At 71.8% G+C, this 17245-nt stretch carries 17 protein-coding genes; 9 read left to right on the forward strand and 8 right to left on the reverse strand.

Features of this window, described 5'->3' with window-relative positions:
- The first annotated feature begins 44 nt into the window (after window positions 1-44).
- The 4 genes from ACSSS0_RS15735 to ACSSS0_RS15750 all read left to right on the forward strand — a co-directional run bounded on the left by ACSSS0_RS15735 (window position 45) and on the right by ACSSS0_RS15750 (window position 4235).
- Window positions 45-1541, forward strand: coding sequence for an NCS2 family permease (locus ACSSS0_RS15735; RefSeq protein WP_435987003.1), 1497 nt, complete (start codon window positions 45-47; stop codon window positions 1539-1541).
- A gap of 201 nt (window positions 1542-1742) precedes the next feature.
- Window positions 1743-2192, forward strand: coding sequence for a MarR family winged helix-turn-helix transcriptional regulator (locus ACSSS0_RS15740; RefSeq protein ID WP_435987002.1), 450 nt, complete (start codon window positions 1743-1745; stop codon window positions 2190-2192).
- Window positions 2189-3475 carry an MFS transporter gene (locus ACSSS0_RS15745; RefSeq protein ID WP_487228722.1) on the forward strand — a complete coding sequence of 429 codons (1287 nt, stop codon included), beginning with the start codon at window positions 2189-2191 and terminating at the stop codon, window positions 3473-3475. Before ACSSS0_RS15740 ends, ACSSS0_RS15745 begins: the two co-directional genes overlap by 4 nt.
- A 229-nt stretch (window positions 3476-3704) precedes the next feature.
- Window positions 3705-4235 carry a ferritin gene (locus ACSSS0_RS15750; RefSeq protein WP_487228723.1) on the forward strand — a complete coding sequence of 177 codons (531 nt, stop codon included), beginning with the start codon at window positions 3705-3707 and terminating at the stop codon, window positions 4233-4235.
- Between the two features lie 126 nt (window positions 4236-4361).
- Here ACSSS0_RS15750 and ACSSS0_RS15755 read toward each other — a convergent pair whose 3' ends face one another.
- From ACSSS0_RS15755 to ACSSS0_RS15765, 3 genes are all read right to left on the reverse strand, one after another.
- Window positions 4362-5708, reverse strand: coding sequence for a lytic transglycosylase domain-containing protein (locus tag ACSSS0_RS15755; protein WP_487228724.1), 1347 nt, complete (start codon window positions 5706-5708; stop codon window positions 4362-4364).
- 156 nt (window positions 5709-5864) lie between these two features.
- Window positions 5865-6989 carry a phosphoserine transaminase gene (serC, locus tag ACSSS0_RS15760; RefSeq protein WP_435987868.1) on the reverse strand — a complete coding sequence of 375 codons (1125 nt, stop codon included), beginning with the start codon at window positions 6987-6989 and terminating at the stop codon, window positions 5865-5867.
- A 239-nt stretch (window positions 6990-7228) separates the two neighbouring features.
- Window positions 7229-9193 carry a PQQ-dependent sugar dehydrogenase gene (locus ACSSS0_RS15765; protein WP_487228725.1) on the reverse strand — a complete coding sequence of 655 codons (1965 nt, stop codon included), beginning with the start codon at window positions 9191-9193 and terminating at the stop codon, window positions 7229-7231.
- 223 nt (window positions 9194-9416) lie between these two features.
- On the opposite strand from ACSSS0_RS15765, the gene ACSSS0_RS15770 reads away from it, so the two are divergent.
- A complete protein-coding gene (locus ACSSS0_RS15770) occupies window positions 9417-9680 on the forward strand; it encodes a hypothetical protein (RefSeq protein ID WP_487228726.1) in 264 nt (87 codons plus the stop codon).
- 146 nt (window positions 9681-9826) lie between these two features.
- Here ACSSS0_RS15770 and ACSSS0_RS15775 read toward each other — a convergent pair whose 3' ends face one another.
- Window positions 9827-10519, reverse strand: a complete 693-nt coding sequence (locus tag ACSSS0_RS15775; protein ID WP_487228727.1) for a helix-turn-helix transcriptional regulator — start codon at window positions 10517-10519, stop codon at window positions 9827-9829.
- 123 nt (window positions 10520-10642) lie between these two features.
- Entirely contained in the window at window positions 10643-11764 is a 1122-nt protein-coding gene (locus ACSSS0_RS15780; RefSeq protein ID WP_487228728.1) for a citrate synthase 2, read from the reverse strand.
- 134 nt (window positions 11765-11898) lie between these two features.
- Here ACSSS0_RS15780 and ACSSS0_RS15785 point away from each other — a divergent pair, with 134 nt between their 5' ends.
- Complete coding sequence (locus ACSSS0_RS15785; protein WP_487228729.1) at window positions 11899-12486, forward strand: pentapeptide repeat-containing protein; 588 nt, start codon at window positions 11899-11901, stop codon at window positions 12484-12486.
- Window positions 12487-12522: 36 nt separating this feature from the next.
- On the opposite strand, the gene ACSSS0_RS15790 is transcribed toward ACSSS0_RS15785, so the two are convergent.
- Window positions 12523-12927, reverse strand: coding sequence for a hypothetical protein (locus ACSSS0_RS15790; protein ID WP_056759759.1), 405 nt, complete (start codon window positions 12925-12927; stop codon window positions 12523-12525).
- A gap of 109 nt (window positions 12928-13036) precedes the next feature.
- On the opposite strand from ACSSS0_RS15790, the gene pdxH reads away from it, so the two are divergent.
- A complete protein-coding gene (gene pdxH / locus ACSSS0_RS15795; protein ID WP_487228730.1) occupies window positions 13037-13753 on the forward strand; it encodes a pyridoxamine 5'-phosphate oxidase in 717 nt (238 codons plus the stop codon).
- A 294-nt stretch (window positions 13754-14047) separates the two neighbouring features.
- Here pdxH and ACSSS0_RS15800 read toward each other — a convergent pair whose 3' ends face one another.
- Window positions 14048-14347 carry a hypothetical protein gene (locus ACSSS0_RS15800; RefSeq protein WP_487228731.1) on the reverse strand — a complete coding sequence of 100 codons (300 nt, stop codon included), beginning with the start codon at window positions 14345-14347 and terminating at the stop codon, window positions 14048-14050.
- Complete coding sequence (locus ACSSS0_RS15805) at window positions 14344-15558, reverse strand: hypothetical protein (protein ID WP_487228732.1); 1215 nt, start codon at window positions 15556-15558, stop codon at window positions 14344-14346. Before ACSSS0_RS15805 ends, ACSSS0_RS15800 begins: the two co-directional genes overlap by 4 nt.
- Window positions 15559-15561: 3 nt before the next feature.
- On the opposite strand from ACSSS0_RS15805, the gene ACSSS0_RS15810 reads away from it, so the two are divergent.
- Both ACSSS0_RS15810 and ACSSS0_RS15815 read left to right on the forward strand, forming a co-directional pair.
- Complete coding sequence (locus ACSSS0_RS15810; protein WP_487228733.1) at window positions 15562-15900, forward strand: hypothetical protein; 339 nt, start codon at window positions 15562-15564, stop codon at window positions 15898-15900.
- 78 nt (window positions 15901-15978) lie between these two features.
- On the forward strand, window positions 15979-17232 hold the full coding sequence (locus tag ACSSS0_RS15815; RefSeq protein ID WP_487228734.1) for an MFS transporter: 1254 nt from the start codon (window positions 15979-15981) through the stop codon (window positions 17230-17232).
- Window positions 17233-17245 lie beyond the last annotated feature (13 nt).

Consider the following 17245-nt stretch of genomic DNA (forward strand, 5'->3'; position numbering starts at 1 on the left):
GTCTCGTCACACACGCGAAACGCGGCGCCACTAAGGTGTGCGCCATGTCGACGGATACACGCAAAGCGCCCACCCAGACCGGGCTCGACGGCTTCTTCAAGATCACCGAGCGCGGGTCCACCGTCGCTCGCGAGGTCCGGGGCGGCTTCGTCACCTTCTTCACGATGGTCTACATCGTGGTCCTCAACCCCATCATCCTCTCGGGCGTCGTCGACGGCTCGGGCACCATGATCGGCGGCACGACCGACCTGACCCAGAGCAAGCTGCTCGTCGCGGTCGGCACGGCGGTCATCGCCGGCCTCATGTCGATCCTCATGGGCCTCGTCGCGAACTTCCCCATCGCGCTGGCCGCCGGGCTCGGCATCAACGGCCTCATCACCGGGATGGTCATCACCCACTCGGCCGACAAGATCACCTTCGCCGACCTCATGGGCCTCGTCGTCATCGAGGGCGTCATCATCCTCGTGCTCGTGCTGACCGGCTTCCGCAAGGCGGTCTTCAAGGCGATCCCCGGGCCGCTCAAGGTCGCGATCTCCGTCGGCATCGGCCTGTTCATCGCCTACATCGGCGTCATCGACGCGGGCTTCGCGCGTCGTCCCACGACGCCCGGCTCGGTCCCGAGCGAGCTCGGCATCGGCGGCAGCCTCGACGGCTGGCCGACCCTCGTCTTCGTCGTCGGCGTCTTCCTCATCGCGGTCCTGCTCATCCGCAAGGTCAAGGGCGCGATCCTCATCGGCATCGTCGCGGCGACGGTCCTCGCGATGGTCCTCGAGGCGATCTTCAGCATCGGCCCGCGCGTCTTCGACGACAAGGGCGCCCTCACCAACCCGTCGGCCTGGGCCCTCACCGTGCCCAGGCTGCCCGAGTCGATCACCAACACCCCAGACCTCGGCATCCTCGGCCAGTTCAGCCTGCTCGGCTCGTTCGAGAAGATCGGCATCGTCACGGCCGTCATGTTCGTCTTCTCGCTCCTGCTCGCCGACTTCTTCGACACGATGGGCACCGTCGTCGCCATCGGCACCGAGGCCAAGCTCCTCGACGAGGACGGCAACCCGCCCCACACCGACCGGATCCTCGTCGTCGACTCGGTGGCCGCCATCGCCGGTGGCGCCGGTGGCGTCAGCAGCAACACGTCCTACATCGAGTCCGCGTCCGGTGTCGAGGAGGGTGCCCGCACGGGTCTCGCGTCCGTCGTGACCGGCGTGCTCTTCCTGCTCGCGACGTTCCTCGCGCCGCTCTTCGCCGTTGTCCCGTCCGAGGCTGCGGCCCCGGCACTCGTCATCGTCGGCTTCCTCATGATGACCCAGGTCAAGAACATCGACTGGGACGACATGGAGGTCGCCCTGCCGGCGTTCCTCACGATCGTGCTCATGCCGTTCACCTACAACATCACCGTCGGTATCGGTGCGGGCTTCATCGCGTGGGTGCTCGTCAAGATGGCCCGTGGCAAGCGCCGTGAGATCCACCCGCTCCTGTGGATCGTCGCCGCCTTCTTCGTCGTCTACTTCATCAAGGCGCCGCTGGAGTCGATGCTCACCTGAGCGACGCTGCCGCACAGAGCGGCTCGCCGCACCGGACGCCAGAGCACGTATGCCGTGAAGGCCCCCTCCCGCTCGGGAGGGGGCCTTCACGCGTCTGGCATCGCGGTCGGTGCGTGTCCGGTCTGTCCAACCTTGGGAATGGTTAGCCGAGGTAATGAGTTAGGCTAAGCATCACCAGACTGCACCTCCGAGGATCCGCCCTTGACTGCCAAGAACCCGATCATCCAGCTCTCCCGAGCCGAGCTCGTCTCGCTCTCCAACGACATCCGACTCGCCTGCATGCGCATCTCGCGGCGAGTCCGTTTCGAGTCCGACCGGGAGCTGCCACCGCACCAGTTCTCCGTGCTGTGCCGCCTCGAGGGCACGGCCCGCACCAACAGCGAGCTCGCCGACATCGAGCGCGTCTCCGCCCCGAGCATGAAGCGGACGACGAACATGCTCGTCGAGCGCGGCTACGTCTCCCGGGCCGACGACCCCACCGACGGCCGGCAGGTGATCCTGTCGCTGACCCCCGAGGGCCGCAAGTCGCTCAAGCGGATCCGCCGGCACCGCGACGAGTGGATGCTCTCGCGCTTCGAGCAGCTCACCGACGAGGAGCGGGAGCTGCTCCAGCGGGCAGCCGCCGTGCTGGCCAAGGTGGCCAGCGAATGAGCCCCACCTTCCACTCCCTCTCGATCCCCAACTACCGCATCTACGCCTCCGGCGCGATCGTCTCCAACGTCGGCACGTGGATGGGGCGCGTCGCCCAGGACTGGCTCGTCCTCACCGTCCTCACCGACCACTCGTCGACGGCGCTCGGCATCGTCACCGGGCTGCAGTTCCTGCCCTTCCTCATCCTCGCGCCGTTCGCGGGGATGCTCGCCGACCGCTTCCCGAAGCGACGCATCCTCTTCCTCACCCAGACCGCCCTGCTCGTCACGGCCCTGCTGCTCGCCGTGCTCACCGCGGCCGGAGTCGTCGAGCTCTGGCACGTCTACGCCCTCGCGTTCCTCCAGGGCGTCGCGACGGCTGTCGACAACCCGGCCCGGCAGACGTTCGTGTCCGAGATGGTCGACACCGAGCACCTGCCCAACGCCGTGGCCCTCAACAGCGCGTCGTTCAACCTCGGTCGTCTCGTCGGGCCGGCCGTCGCCGGCCTCGTCATCGCGTGGTTCGGCATCGCGCCCGCGCTCTACGTCAACGCCGCGACCTTCGTCTTCGTGCTCGTCGCGCTCCTGCGGATGAACACCAGCCTGCTGACGCCGTCACCGCGCGCCCGAGGCAAGGGCCAGATCCGCGAGGGACTGCGCTACGTCAAGGGCCGGCCCGACCTCGTGCTCATCATGGCCCTCGTCTTCGTGCTCGGGACTTTCGGCATGAACTTCCAGCTGACGATGGCGCTCATGGCGACCAAGGTCTTCGACAAGGGGCCGGGGGAGTACGGCCTGCTCGGCTCGATCATGGCCATCGGGTCGCTCACGGCCGCGCTGCTCTCGGCCCGGCGCGCCCGGCCGCGGATGCGGGTGCTCCTCGTCGCCCTCGCGGGCTTCACCGTGTCGACGGCCTTCCTCTCGACGGCGCCGAACTACGTCATGTTCGCCGTCTTCCTCGTGCCGACGGGGCTCGCGGCCCTGACCGCGCTCACCACGGCCAACGCCATGGTCCAGGTCAGCGTCGACCCCGTGATGCGTGGCCGGGTCATGGCCCTCTACATGGCGATCTTCATGGGCGGCACGCCCATCGGCGCGCCGGTCATCGGGTGGATCGGCGATGTGTGGGGACCCCGTTGGACGATCGCCATCGGCACCATCGCCGTGGGTCTCAGCCTCGTTGCGGTGGCTCTCTGGGTGTCGCATCGGCAGAATGTCGCGGTGACCTTCCAGACCCAGCGCCACCCCCGCCTGCGCATCCAGCTCGCCGCGGCGGTGCCCGCGGCGCCCGAGGTGACGAAGTGAACTTCAAGTTCCGCCACCGCATCACCGTCGCGGCGCTCGTGCTCTTCATCGCGATCGCCGTCGTCGCCGCGTTCGTCAACCGCTGACCACGTCTCCGCCGCAACACACCGAGCAGGTCGCAACCCACCGGGACCGGATCCCGGTGAGTTGTCACCTGCTCGGTGTGTTGCCGGTGGTCCCTAGGATGGGCGTCTGCCCCACCCGTCGAGACCAGTGCGGAGGAGCCACCATGGCCGCCCAGAGGTTCGTCGACCTGCTCAACGAGCAGATCGGCCACGAGTACGCCGCCCACCAGCAGTACGTCGCGATCGCGGTCTACTACGACAACCTGACGATGCCGCAGATGGCGGCGCTCTTCTACCGTCAGGCGCTCGAGGAGCGCGACCACGCGATGATGATGGTCCAGTACCTCCTCGACACCGACTCGACCGTCGCGATCCCCGGCGTGGCTGCGCCGACGAACACCTTCGCCGACATCGTCGAGCCCGTCGAGCTGGCCCTGGCCCAGGAGAAGCGCGTCACCGACCAGGTCAACGCGCTGACCGCCGTCGCCCGCGAGGAGCACGACTTCGCGTCAGACCAGTTCATGCAGTGGTTCATCAAGGAGCAGGTCGAGGAGGTCAGCTCCATGTCCGACCTGCTGACCGTCGTCCAGCGCAACCGCGCCGACGTCGAGAACATCGAGGAGTACCTCCGCCGCGAGGCCCGCAGCGAGGAGGCGGACGCCTCCGCCCCGCCCATCGCGGGCGCCGGCGCCTGACCTCGGGACCGCCCGGCTCAGGGACGGCCCGGCTCAGGGGCCACCTGATGCGGGCACGACGAGAACGGCCGCCCACCGGGCGGCCGCTCTCGCGTGAGGGGTGCTGCGGTGCTGACCGGGTCCCGGTCAGCCGAGCAGACCTCCGCCGGGACAGGTCACGACCTTGCTGTCGAGGACGCAGACGACCTTGGCCGTCAGCGGGTCGAGCACCCGGACGAGGTCCTCGGGGTCGCCGCTCAGCAGCGGCAGGTGCGGCAGCGCGAGCAGTCGCACGATCTCTGCCGGCAGCGTCGGCACGGGCAGCTTCGTCACGGACGGGAGCGGGACCGTGACCGAGGGCAGCGGGACGCCGGGCACCGACGGCAGCGGGATCGGCAGGCCGGGCGAGCCGGGCTTCGGCTTCGGTGCGGGCTTGGGCGGTGCCGACGGCTTCGGTGACGCCGAGGGCTTCGAGGTGCCGGACGGCGCGGGTGACGGCTTCGCCGAGGAGCTCGGTGTGGGGCGTGCGCTCGGCGAAGCCGTCGAACGGGGAGCCGGCGAGCCGGCATACGCGAAGCCCGAGCCGTCGGGGGTGGCCGAGCCACTCCCTGCAGCGGGGCGGGCAGCGGGGATCGCGCTCATCGGGACCACGGCCACGCCGCGGCGGTACGCGTCGGCGATGGACAGCACCGTGCGCACGTAGGAGTCGGAGTGGTTGTAGCGGAGCACCGCGTTGTAGGCCGCGCCGGGCTTGCGCAGGTCGGTGCCGCCCGAGCAGAGCAGCACGCCGGCGCCGGTGACCGCGTCGGTGAGGCTCTGCGGGTTGGCGACACCGTCGCCGTCGCCGTCACGGCCGGCCATCGACCACGACGTCGGGATGAACTGCATCGGTCCGACGGCCCGGTCGTAGACGGGGTCGCGGTCGAGGGCGCCGCCGTCGGTGTCGGTGATGCGGGCCGTGCCTCGTGAGCCGTCGAGCGGGATGCCGATGATGCCGGGGCGGGCGATACCGCTCGCGTCGAGGACGTTGCCGCCGAAGCGCGCGTGGTTGCTCTCGACGCGGCCGATGGCCCCGAGCAGGGCCCAGTCGACGCCGCACCCGGGCTTGATGCTGCCGAGGACCCCGGCTGCGCGCTGGTAGGCCGTGACGGCCACCGCGGGTATGCCGTTCGCGTCCAGGCGGACCGGCGCGAGCGAGTCGATGGCGGAGATCGCGCCTCGGGCCTCCGTCGGCACGTCGACGCGGGCGTAGTCCCGGGTGAACGTCTGGTAGATCGGGGGCAGCTGCATCGGCGCGGGCGCGGGACCGGCCTGCGGGTAGAGCGGGCTGCCCTCGGTGATGGCCTGGTCGGGCACGGTGATCGCCGAGGTCGGGGCGACGGTGTCGCTGCCGCGGGTGGCGGCGAACGCGATGCCGGCGGTCGCCAGGGCGATGACCGGCACGGCTGCAGCGACCCGGCGCGCGGTGGTGCCTGCGCGGACGATGCGGACCATGGTGACTCCTCGGATGCGACGGCCGCCCCCTTTGGCGGTCTGCGGGGATCAACGAGAGACGTGCCCAAAGGTCACGCAGCGGATCTCGGCGCGGACGCACCGAGGGCCAGCACCCGGCATACGGGAGCCGGCCCTCGGGGGGACGCGCGGGACGGCTCAGCCGAGCGCTGCGACCACGTGGTCGATCGCCTGGGTCAGCTTCGTGACGTCCTCCGGGTCGACGGCCGGGAACATCGCGACACGCAGCTGGTTGCGGCCGAGCTTGCGGTAGGGCTCGACGTCGACGATGCCGTTGGCGCGCAGGGTCCTGGCCACGGCAGCCGCGTCGATGGAGTCGTCGAGGTCGATCGTGCCGACGACCTGCGAACGGGCGGCCGGGTCGGCGACGTAGGGCGTCGTCCAGTCGGTCTGCTCGGCCCAGCCGTAGAGGCGGCTCGAGGAGTCCTTGGTGCGACCGGTCGTGAAGTCGAGCCCGCCGTTGCCGTTCATCCAGTCGAGCTGGCTCTTCATGAGCGCCAGCGTCGAGAGGGCCGGGGTGTTGTAGGTCTGGTTCTTCAGCGAGTTGTCGACCGCGGTCGGGAGGCTGAAGAAGTCCGGGACCCAGCGGCCGGACGCGGCGATCTCGTCGACGCGGGCGAGCGCGGCGGGGGAGAAGGCCGCGAGCCAGAGGCCGCCGTCGGAGGCGAAGCACTTCTGCGGGGCGAAGTAGTAGACGTCGGTCTGGGTGATGTCGACGGGCAGGCCGCCGGCACCCGACGTCGCGTCGATGAGCACGAGCGCGTCGTCGTCGGCGCCCTCGACGCGCTGGACCGGGGCCATGACACCGGTCGAGGTCTCGTTGTGCGGCCAGGCGTAGACGTCGATCCCCGCCTCGGCCCTCGGCGTCGCGAGCGTGCCGGGGTCGGCCTTGATGATCGTCGGGTCTCCGAGGAAGGGGGCCGCCGCGGTGACGTTGCCGAACTTGCTCGAGAACTCACCGAAGGCGAGGTGCTGCGAGCGCTCGCGGACGAGGCCGAAGGCGGCGATGTCCCAGAACGCCGTCGAGCCGCCGTTGCCGAGGATGATCTCGTAGCCGTCGGGCAGGGAGAAGAGCTCGCGCAGGCCCGCGCGGACCTCGCCGACGAGGTTCTTGACCGGTGCCTGGCGGTGCGACGTGCCGAGCACCGTGCGACCGAGGGAGCTGAGGTAGTCGATCTGCTCGGGGCGGACCTTCGAGGGTCCGGAGCCGAACCGTCCGTCAGCGGGCAGGAGCTCGGCCGGGATGGTGATGGGCTGGGTCACGACTGGTGCTTCGGTCACGGATTCACCCTTGCGAAGTGCGGCCACGGTACGGGCTCGTGGCGGACGTGTTGATGTCGGATGACGCCGTTGTCACCGCTGACATTGAACCTCACGTGCCCACCCCTTGGACATCGCTGCTCGGTGTGTGGACGCGCACACGGCGCCCGGCAGCCGCACACCTCGAGGTCGACGGCACGCGGTGGACAGTGTGTGGCCGCCCCGAGGGTGTGCGGGGGCCGTCAGCGGACGATGCCGCCGAGGGACGTGCTCGTGAAGGCTCCCGGCCGGCCGTCGTAGACGCGCAGCTCGCCGCCCGAACCCCGGCCGAAGAGCAGGAACGTGCCGTCGGCGCGGGTCACGACGTCCGGTGCCGACGTGAAGGCCTGCGCCGTGCCGACGAGGACGCTGCCGCGCTGGACCACGGCGCGTCCGTCGACGCCGTTGCCGACCGCCACCAGTGACCGACCGGGCCAGGCATCTCCGAGTGCGCGGTCCGACCACGCCGCGAGGTTGTCGCCGCGCTGGACCCAGCTGCTCGTCGCCGTCGTCGGGTAGAACGTCCGCTCGTACGTCGCGCCGTTGGTGCCGCGACCGGTGACGAGGATCCCGCCGCCGGCCGGGTCGGCCGACGCCGACAGGCCGGACGTGAACCGGCCACCGACCGAGATCCAGCCGCTCCAGCGCGTGCCGTCGTAGTGCTTGCGCCAGGCCGTGCCGGTGGTGGCGAGGGCGAAGACGTCCATGGTGCCGTTGCCGAGCGAGGCGCCGTGCTGGGCGATGACGGTGCCGCCGAGGTTGACCGACCCCTTGCGTATGCCGTCCTGGAACCACGTGTGGACGAGCTGCCTCGCGCTGTTGCGGGTGAAGAGGTCGACGCGTCCGGAGCGAGAGCTCGTCGCGGACGGCGCGTCGGTCGACGTGGCGCCGGCCGACACCCAGGACCCCCACGACGCCCCGTCGGTGGTGCTGCGCTTGAACCAGACGTTGTCGTAGGTGCCACGGATGAAGGTCACGACCTGCGACCCGGTGCGCGCTGCGGTGACTCCCACGGGGGAGATGAGGCTGCCGCCGGACCGGCTGGGCACCGTGGCCTTCGGCGTGATCCGCACGATCTTGTCGTTCGTGCCGTTGGACGTCGTGAACCACAGCGCCCCGTCCGGACCGAGCTGCACGGCTCGGATGCGGCCGTAGCCCTGGGCGACCGCGAGCCGCGTCACCGACGCGACGCGTGAGGTCGTCGGCGTCGGGTTGAAGCGCATGAGGTAGATGCCCTCGCCCTTGAGCAGGCCGACCGCGAGGGCACCCTGCCACTCGCCCCAGGCCGAGCCGCGCAGGAAGGTGGCGCCGCTCGTCGCGACGGTCGGGGATCCCGAGGACCACATCGCGACCCGGGCGCTCGGGAACTTGCCGAGGTCGGTCATCGGGGTCGACTCGTCGTAGCCGGGCACCGGGTCCCAGCCGTAGTTGCCGCCGCGGACCGAGAGGTTGATCTCGTCGTCGCGGCTCGAGCCGTGCTCGGCCGACCACAGCTCGGTCGTGCCTGGCCGCAGCGCGAGTCCCTGGATGTTGCGGTGGCCGTAGTTCCAGACGTAGCGGGCGTTGCCGCCGCGGGAGTAGAAGGGGTTGTCGGTCGGGATCGTGCCGTTGGCGTTGACCCGGAGCACCTTGCCGCCGAGCGAGGAGAGACTCTGCGGGTTGGTGCCGACGGCGGCGTCGCCGGTGCCGACGTAGAGCTTGCCGTCGCCGCCGAAGCGCAGCCGGCACCCGGAGTGGCGTCCGCTCGTCAGGGGCAGCCCGGTGACGACCGGCGACCCGTCGGAGACCGCGGTGGTGTCGCTCGTCAGCCGCCAGCGCAGGACGCGCACGTCGAGCGGGTCGCCGGTCGAGCCGCGCACCGCCTGGCAGGTGTAGAAGCGCTTGTTCGTCGAGGCGGCGGGGTCGGCGACCATGCCGAGCAGGCCGCCCTCGCTGTTGACGTAGAGCGACGGGAAGCCGGAGACGGCGACGCGCCGAGGGGCGTTGCTGCCGCGCTTGCTCCAGACCTGGCCCGCGCGCAGGTCGTAGAGCATGAGGTCGCCGACCCACGTGATGTCCCACGGGTAGCTGAGGCCGGAGACCACCGTCGTCACCTGCAGCGTCGGCGCGGCCTCGGCCGCGGGTGGTTGCTCGACGGCCAGCGCCGCTCCCGCGAGCAGGGCGCCCACCAGGACGATCGAACCTCGGACTCGCGCTCGCTGCACCATGCTGACTCCCCGACTCGGTGACCTGCTGGCTCTGCTCGCGAGGCTACGCGCGAGCGGGTAGGTCCGCGCGTCGAGACCGGGCATCGCCGTACGCGGAACTACGTATGTCCTCAGGTCGTGGCGCGCGGAGATGCTGGAAGAGCCGGAACGGTCGCAGACGGTCCGGCCCGAAGGAAGGCGAAAGATGTTCATGCACAACGTCATCCGCTTGATCGCGGCGTCCGTGACGGCCGGCGTCGCGCTCGTGCTCGGCGTCGCGACGGCCGTGGCCACCGAGCCGAGGCCCGAGTCGACCGGCAGGTCGGGCATCTGGCCACCGGTGCCCCACGTGATCCCCACGGGACCACCGCCGGAGGGCCTGTCGGACTGGGCCTTCGCCGCGGTCCTCCTCGTGGCCGCGATGGCGACGCTGGCGTTCCATGGGCGCAGGGACGTCCGACACGCATGAGGACGACGTCTCGTCTCCCCGACGGCGCCGCGCGATGCCCGGGCCGGGGTCGGTCCAGCGCCCGACCCCGGCCCGCTCGTCCTCGCCGCGGTCCACCGAGCAGCAGCTCCACCTGGGACGCGCCCTCGAGCGGTGGGGTGGCGGTCTCAGAGGTTCGCGTCGAGTCTCGACACGGCCTCGGTGCGGCTCGAGACATGGAGTCGCGCGAAGGCGTTCTCGAGGTGCTTGCGGACGGTGCCCTCGGAGATCCCGAGCCGATGGGCGATCCGGTGGTTCGTGGCGCCCGTCGCGACGAGGCGAAGGATCTCCCACTGCCGGCGGGTCAGCGACGGCAGACCGCCCAGCTCGGCCCGGCGCCGGAGGTGGAGCTCGGCCAGGTGCGGGCGGGCGAGCCGCAGCAGGGTCACCTCACGGTCGGAGAAGTCCGGCCCGCCGTGGCGGTGGAAGAGGACGCGACGGTCCAGGTCACCGATCGGAGCCATGAAGCCCATCAGCTCGGAGTCGCGCCGACCGCGGCGGACCTCCGATGACGACGTCACACCGGTGTACCCGAATCGATCGGCGAGCCCGGCGCAGCCATCCCAGTCGAGGAACGGGTCGTCCAGGGGCACGTCGGGCCGGACCCAGACAACTCTCTGCCCGCCGGCAACCTCCTCGAGCGAGAGCCACCCTCGCGCCCAGGCGTTGACCTGGAAGCCCACCACGTCCGCCGCCACGAGCTCTGCCAGCTCGTCGAGCACCGAGGCATAGAAGAAGTCGTCGGACTGCCACGCATGTGCGTCCTCGAGGATCTCGAGAAGCCGCGTGACGTCGTGTTCATGGACGAACGAGTCGGGCATGGCGTCACCTCGCAGGGCCACGACCCACGGGAACCGACGGACGCGACCGCCTTCCAGCATAGGAGGGTGAGTGGACGACGTCCCGGCTACGGCGAGACGGCGTTCGGCGCCGAGGCCTCCTCCTCAGTGCGCGATGTCGGGCGTCCAGCCGGCGACGTCCTCGGGCTTGCGCGGACCCTCGCCGATGTAGCGCGACGACGGCCGGATGAGACGGCCGGTCTGCTTCTGCTCGAGGATGTGCGCCGACCATCCGGCCGTGCGCGCACACGTGAACATCGGCGTGAACATCGACGGCGGGACCTCGGCGAAGTCGAGGATGACCGCGGCCCAGAACTCGACGTTCGTCGCGAGCACCCGGTCGGGCCGACGGGCGTGCAGCTCGTCGAGCGCGGCCTTCTCGAGCGCGGCCGCCGCCTCGTAGCGCGGCGCCCCGAGGCGCTCGCAGGCGGAGCGCAGCACGCGGGCGCGCGGGTCCTCGGCGCGGTAGACGCGGTGGCCGAAGCCCATGAGGCGCTCGCCCTTGTCGAGGACGCCCTTGACGTAGGTCGTCGCGTCGCCCTGCTGCTCGACGCCGTCGAGCATGTGCAGGACGCGCGAGGGGGCACCGCCGTGGAGCGGGCCGGACATCGCACCGACCGCGCCCGAGAGCGCGGCGGCGACGTCGGCGCCGGTCGAGGTGATGACGCGGGCGGTGAACGTCGAGGCGTTCATGCCGTGCTCGGCCGCGGAGACCCAGTAGGCGTCGACGGCCTCGACGTGCTTCGGGTCGGGCTCGCCGCGCCAGCGGATCATGAACCGCTCGGTGATGGTGCGGGCCTTGTCGACCTCGCGCTGCGGGACCATCGGCTTGTCGAGCCCGCGGGCCGACTGGCCGACGAACGACAGGGCCATGACGGCGGCGCGCGCGAGGTTGTCGCGCACCTCGTCGGCGTCGATGTCGAGCGTCGGCTTGAAGCCCCAGACCGGCGCGAGCATGGCGAGCGCGGACTGGACGTCGACGCGGACGTCGCCGGTGTGCACCGGCAGGGGATAGGGCTCGGCGGGCGGCAGGCCCGGGTCGAACTCGTTGTCGACGAGCAGGCCCCAGACGTGGGCGAAGTCGACGTGGCCGACGAGGTCGTTGATGTCGACGCCGCGGTAGCGCAGCGCCCCACCCTCCTTGTCCGGCTCGGCGATGGTCGACTCGAAGGCGATGACGCCCTCGAGTCCGGGCTTGAAGTCGGGGTCGGGCGTGCTGTCTGCCATGTGCGTCCTTGCTGTGCAGGCGGTACCACCGCGGTGTGGAGGCCGCAGCCGGGACGCGGAGGATGGGCGTCGGTCCCGGCTGACAGACTCACCGTATGCCGTCAGCCGCCGACCAGACCGTCTTTCGTGACGCCGTGTTCAGCACCCGAGACCAACATCACGACGCCGTCCGCTTCGAGGGCACCGACTTCTCCCGGGCCCACGTCGAGGGGCACACGTTCCTCGAGTGCTCGCTGATCGGCGGCACGCTCGACGAGGCGCACCTCGAGGGCTCGCGGTGGTCGGAGTGCGAGTGGGAGCGCGTCGGTGGGGTCGGGCTGAGCCTCGCCGGGGCGAGCCTCGTCGACACGACGATCGAGGGCTGCCGCCTCGCCGCCGTTTCGGCCTGGGGCTCCACGTGGCGCGACGTCACGGTGCGCGGCGGCAAGGTCGACTTCCTCAACCTGCGCGGCGCCCGGCTCAAGGACATCGCCTTCGTCGACTGCGTCGTCGTCGAGCTCGACCTCCAGGAGGCCACGGTCGACGGCCTCACCTTCGAGGGCTGCACGCTGGTGTCGCCGACCTTCGGTCGTGGGACGTATGCCGCCCTCGACCTCTCGGGAGCCACGCTCCGTTCCCCCGTCGGCCTGCTCGGGCTCAAGGGCGCGACGATGAGCCGCCCGCAGGTCATCGACCTCGCCGATGCTTTCGCGGCCGAGCTCGGGATCGTCGTCGCCGACTGAGCGCCCGGACGGGGTCCCTGAGCCCGGCGCCGGGCGTCAGTTGATCTGGTTGGGCTTGGCCCGGCGCAGTGCCGCGGTGGCGGCGTCCTTGGCGCGGTCGGTGGCCTTGACCTTGTCGTCGGGCCGGATCCGCTTCGTCAGGTCGGCGCGCTCGACGAGGGCCGGCAGCAGCATGTCGGTCTCGGGGTGCACGCCGACCGCCTCGTCGCCGCTGAAGACGACCCAGTGGGCCGCGTCGCCCTTGTAGACCTTGAGGATGCTGCCGTCGGCGAGCGACTTGGCGTGCGCCATCGCCTGGCGGCGGGCGCGTTCGCTCGAGATCGCCTTGTTGGCGGCCTCCTTGGCGGGCTCGCGCAGCGCCTGCGTGGCCACCCAGATCTGGGGGCCGTACTTGATGCCGAGCTTGACGGTCTGGGTGACGAGCTTGCCCTTGCCTGCCATCGTTGGTGACTCCTCACAGCGCCCCGGGGTGGCCGGGGCTGTCGCCGGGACCGCACGCGCCGTGGCCTGACGTCCGCGGACCTTCTCGGGTCAACCCTAGTGTGGGGTCATGGACAGCTCACCCCGCGAGCCGGCCCGGGAGGGCCTCGCCGCCGTACGCCGTGTCGACTACTCCGGCGACGGCCTCGTCGAGTCCGACGTGGCCGCCTCGCCCTACCTGCAGGCCCGGGCGTGGGTCGATGCGGCGGTCACCGCGGCGCAGGAGCGCGACGACGTGCCCGAGCCCACGGCCATCTCGGTCGCCACCGTCGACCCGACGGGCACGCCCGACGTGCGCACCGTCCTGATGCGCTTCTTCGACGAGCGCGGTCCGGGCTTCGTGACCAACCTCGGCTCCGCCAAGAGCGAGCACCTGCAGGGCAACCCGCGCGTGGCGGCCGCCCTCACGTGGCCGGCCATCTACCGCGCGATCCGCTTCCGCGGCACCGCCGAGCTCGTCGGCCGTGACGAGGTCGAGGCCTACTTCGACTCGCGGCCCTACGGCTCGCGGCTCTCGGCGTGGGCGTCGGACCAGTCGCGGCCGGCGGCCGACCGGGCCGAGCTCGAGCGCAGGTGGGAGGACGTGCTCGAGCGCTTCCCCGACAGGGGAGGCGACCACGACGTGCCGGTGCCGGACTTCTGGGGCGGATGGCGCATCGTCTGCGACGAGGTCGAGTTCTGGGCCGGCCGGCGCAACCGCCTCCACGACCGGATCGTCTTCCGCCGCACGGGTGACGGTGACCTCGCCGACCCCGACTCGTGGACGCGGCTGCGCCTCCAGCCCTGACTCCTCCGCACCCGCCCTGACACCCCGAACGCGGCGTTCGGTCGCGAACGCGCCGTTGGAACACTGAGTTCGGCACCGAACGCCGCGTTCGATGGGGGATCGGGGTGGGGAGGGCGGACGTGGAACAGGGCAGCCCGACGAGTCGGGCTGCCCTGCTTCATCCATGGGTGTGGATGGGGACGCGGCTATCGCGTGGCCACCTCACACGCTCCGGAAGAAATCACTTCTCGGATCACCTCCCTTCGGTTTCGATGACACGACCGTACGTCGAGCCCCGAGTGGCGGCAAGACCTTTTACACCGGCGGTGGCCCCGGGTCGTCAGGGTCCTCGCGGCGGCCGGTCCGCCCCGGATCGTCCTGCTGCGGGTCGGTCGGCAGGGGGTCGTCGGTCGTCGAGCCGCCCGTGGTGCCGACACCGGTGGGCTCGTCGTCGGGGGGCCGGCGCCTGGTGATCCGGCCGAAGCCGACGATCATCGCCACGACCGCGACGACGACCAGCGCCACGACGAGCATCGGACCCCACGCAGCGTCCGGCGGGGCCGCGGCGTCCGTCGGCAGGGCCACGAGCCCGACCGTCCGCCAGCCCGTCGTCACGACCCCACCTCGGCGTCCGGGGCGACCGCGGCGGTGGCCTCGGGCCTCAGTTCGGCACTCAGCTCGGCACCGCGGGACCCTCCGCCGGCCGGCGGCAGCGGCGTCGGCGCGGTGGGCGTCGACGGGGTGGGCGTGGTCGGCGGGGTGGGCGGCGTCCCTGACCCTGCCGCGTCGTGGCGGTCGGCCGCTCCGGACGGCGCGGACAGGCTCCGCGCCCCGACGAGCAGGGCCAGCAGCACGGGCAGCTCGAGGTAGGCGTGGTAGCTCGCCAGGGCGGCATACAACGCCTTGCCCTGGGCGAAGTCGAGACCGAAGAGGACGGCGAAGAGTGCTGCCGCGACGAAGCCGGCGGCCCAGAGCCGCGGACCCGTCACCCACGGCACGCGCGCCTCGAAGGCTGCGGAGGCGTCCGGGGCGACCCGGGGCAGCAGGGCCACCCAGACGACGTAGTGCATCGTCTGCATGAAGGCGAAGACGGTGAGGAAGCGCATCCCGAGGACCGTCGCCGAGGCGCTCGGCGGGGCGCTCGCCGCGAGCACCGTCTGGCCGTCGCCGACGACGCTGCGCACGATGCCGGGGTCGGCGCTGAGCGACCCGTCGAGGAAGCCCAGCAGGACCACCGTCGGGATCACGAGGACCCACAGCAGCTGCACGGCCCGGAACGCCTGCCGTCCGCGACGCGAGGTGATCCGGCGCGACCACTCCCAGAGGAAGAAGAGCGGCACGACGTTGTGCAGGTGCGTCAGGACGACGAAGTGGTACGTCGGGAAGGTCAGCGAGACGGCCGCCGCGACGCCGATGACCACCCACGCCGCGACGCGTCGCCGGCCGTCGAGCCCGTGGCGGGCGGCGGCCGCGAGGATGACGTAGCCGAGCACGATCTCGGCGAGCTGGGCCGGTCGACCGATGACACCGGCGAGCAGCCGGCAGACGACGATGCCGGTGACGAGCGCGACGAGCAGCTCGAGGAAGGGCCGCCCGAGGAGGCCCGCGAAGCGGCCCGCGACGTAGCGGATCTCGAGGAGGTTGTGCAGGATGCCGAAGAGGATGAGGCCGATGACGGCGGTCGCGATGGGCGCCCCGAGGGCCATCCCGAGCGAGCCGCCGACGGCCGCCAGCGCGAGGAGCGTGATGGTGCGCGAGCGCTGCACGGTGACGGCCGGGTCCGGCGCGTCGGAGACGAGGCCGCCCGGTCGCGGCGTGGCGGTCACGAGGTGAGCCCCGCTGCTATGGCCGCCCTCGCGCTGACGCTCGCCGTCGAGGTGCCGGTGCTCGTCGCGTTCGCGCGGGCGGCGGGCTGGGCCGGGTGGGGTCGCGCGCTCGTCGGGGCGGTCGGCGTCAACGTCGTGACGCACCCCGTGCTGTATGCCGTGTCGACCGGCTTCGGGTCGCCGTGGCAGCTCGCGGGCGCGGAGGTCGTCGTCGCCGCCGTGGAGACGGTGCTCCTCGTGGCGTGGTGGCGGGTGAGGGGACGCGAGGACGCGGTGACGGTGGCCCTGGCGGTCGTCGCCGCCAACGCCGCCTCCACCGCCCTCGGTCTGCTCGTCCTCTGAGTCCTGGCCACGGGCCAATGCTTTCGTCGGCTGGGCGCCCCGGCCACCCGAGTAACCCGATCGTTAGGGTCCTGTGGCGTGACCGAGATTCGGGGAGACGGTGCGGAGGGACGCAGCGGCAGCCTGCGCGCCATCGCCCTGTCGGCCTACGGGCCCACGCTCCTGGGCTCGACGGGCGCCGGCGCGGTGTCCCCGATCATCGCCGTGTCGGCACGGGAGCTCGGCGCCTCGGTCGGCGTCGCGGCTCTGCTCGTCGCGATGCTGGGCGTGGGCCAGCTCCTCGGCGACCTGCCGTCGGGTGCCCTCGCGGCCCGCATCGGTGAGCGCCGGGCGCTGCTCGTCGCGGCCCTGATCGAGGCCGCCGGCATGCTCGTGGCGGCCCTGGCCGGCGGTCTCGTCATGCTCTTCGTCGGCGTGCTCGTCATCGGGCTCGCCGGCTCGCTCTTCGGCCTGGCGCGGCAGGCGTACCTCACCGAGGCCGTTCCTGTGGCGATGCGGGCGCGGGCCCTGTCGACGCTCGGTGGCGTGCACCGCATCGGCTACTTCGTCGGGCCGTTCATCGGATCGCTCGTCATCGTCAGGTGGGGCACCGAGGCGGCGTACGCCGTCGGCGGCGTCGCGAGCATCGCGGCGTTCGTCCTCGTCCTCCTCGCGCCGGACATCACCCGTTCGGCGCACCGGGTCGCGGGCGGCGGCCCGCCGCGCAGTGTGGCGTCGGTGCTCCTGCAGCACCGGCACGTCCTGCTGACGCTCGGCACCGGGGCCATGTGCGTGGCCGGTGCGCGTGCCATCCGCGAGGCCCTCGTGCCGCTCTGGGCCGAGTCGGTCGGCTTCTCCCCGGCGCAGACGTCGCTCGTCTTCGGCGTCGCCGGGGCGCTCGACATGGCGCTCTTCTACCCGTCGGGCTGGCTCATGGACCGCTACGGCCGCGTCGCGGCCGCCGTGCCCAGCATGCTCGTGCTCGGCCTCGGCATGATGCTGCTCCCGCTCGCCACGAGCCTCGTGGCCGTGACGGCCGCGGCGACGGTGCTCGGGCTCGGCAACGGCCTGGGGGCGGGGCTCATCATGACCCTCGGCGCCGACGCCTCACCCGCGGACGGGCGGGCGCAGTTCCTCGGCGGCTGGCGCCTCTGCGCCGACGTGGGAAGGGCGGCGGGCCCGCTGGCGTTGTCAGGGCTGAGCGCCATCATGTCGCTCGGCGCCTCCGCCGTCGTGCTGGGCATCGGGGCCGTGGTCGGCGCGGGCTGGCTGCGCGTCTGGGTGCCGCGGCACGACCCGACCCGGGGCGCGAGGACGCGCCGGACGCCGGGCCCGGCGACGGGCGGTCCCTGACCGCTCTCCGATT

The organism is Terrabacter sp. R4-6 (assembly GCF_057529065.1).

What these genes read in the sequence shown, in the direction of transcription:
- pdxH (WP_487228730.1), top strand. Translation starts at nt 13,037, where the DNA reads ATGGACAGCTCACCCCGCGAGCCGGCCCGGGAGGGCCTCGCCGCCGTA.
- ACSSS0_RS15775 (WP_487228727.1), bottom strand. Translation starts at nt 10,519, where the DNA reads ATGCCCGACTCGTTCGTCCATGAACACGACGTCACGCGGCTTCTCGAG.
- ACSSS0_RS15780 (WP_487228728.1), bottom strand. Translation starts at nt 11,764, where the DNA reads ATGGCAGACAGCACGCCCGACCCCGACTTCAAGCCCGGACTCGAGGGC.
- ACSSS0_RS15745 (WP_487228722.1), top strand. Translation starts at nt 2,189, where the DNA reads ATGAGCCCCACCTTCCACTCCCTCTCGATCCCCAACTACCGCATCTAC.
- ACSSS0_RS15770 (WP_487228726.1), top strand. Translation starts at nt 9,417, where the DNA reads ATGTTCATGCACAACGTCATCCGCTTGATCGCGGCGTCCGTGACGGCC.
- ACSSS0_RS15755 (WP_487228724.1), bottom strand. Translation starts at nt 5,708, where the DNA reads ATGGTCCGCATCGTCCGCGCAGGCACCACCGCGCGCCGGGTCGCTGCA.
- ACSSS0_RS15790 (WP_056759759.1), bottom strand. Translation starts at nt 12,927, where the DNA reads ATGGCAGGCAAGGGCAAGCTCGTCACCCAGACCGTCAAGCTCGGCATC.
- ACSSS0_RS15735 (WP_435987003.1), top strand. Translation starts at nt 45, where the DNA reads ATGTCGACGGATACACGCAAAGCGCCCACCCAGACCGGGCTCGACGGC.
- ACSSS0_RS15750 (WP_487228723.1), top strand. Translation starts at nt 3,705, where the DNA reads ATGGCCGCCCAGAGGTTCGTCGACCTGCTCAACGAGCAGATCGGCCAC.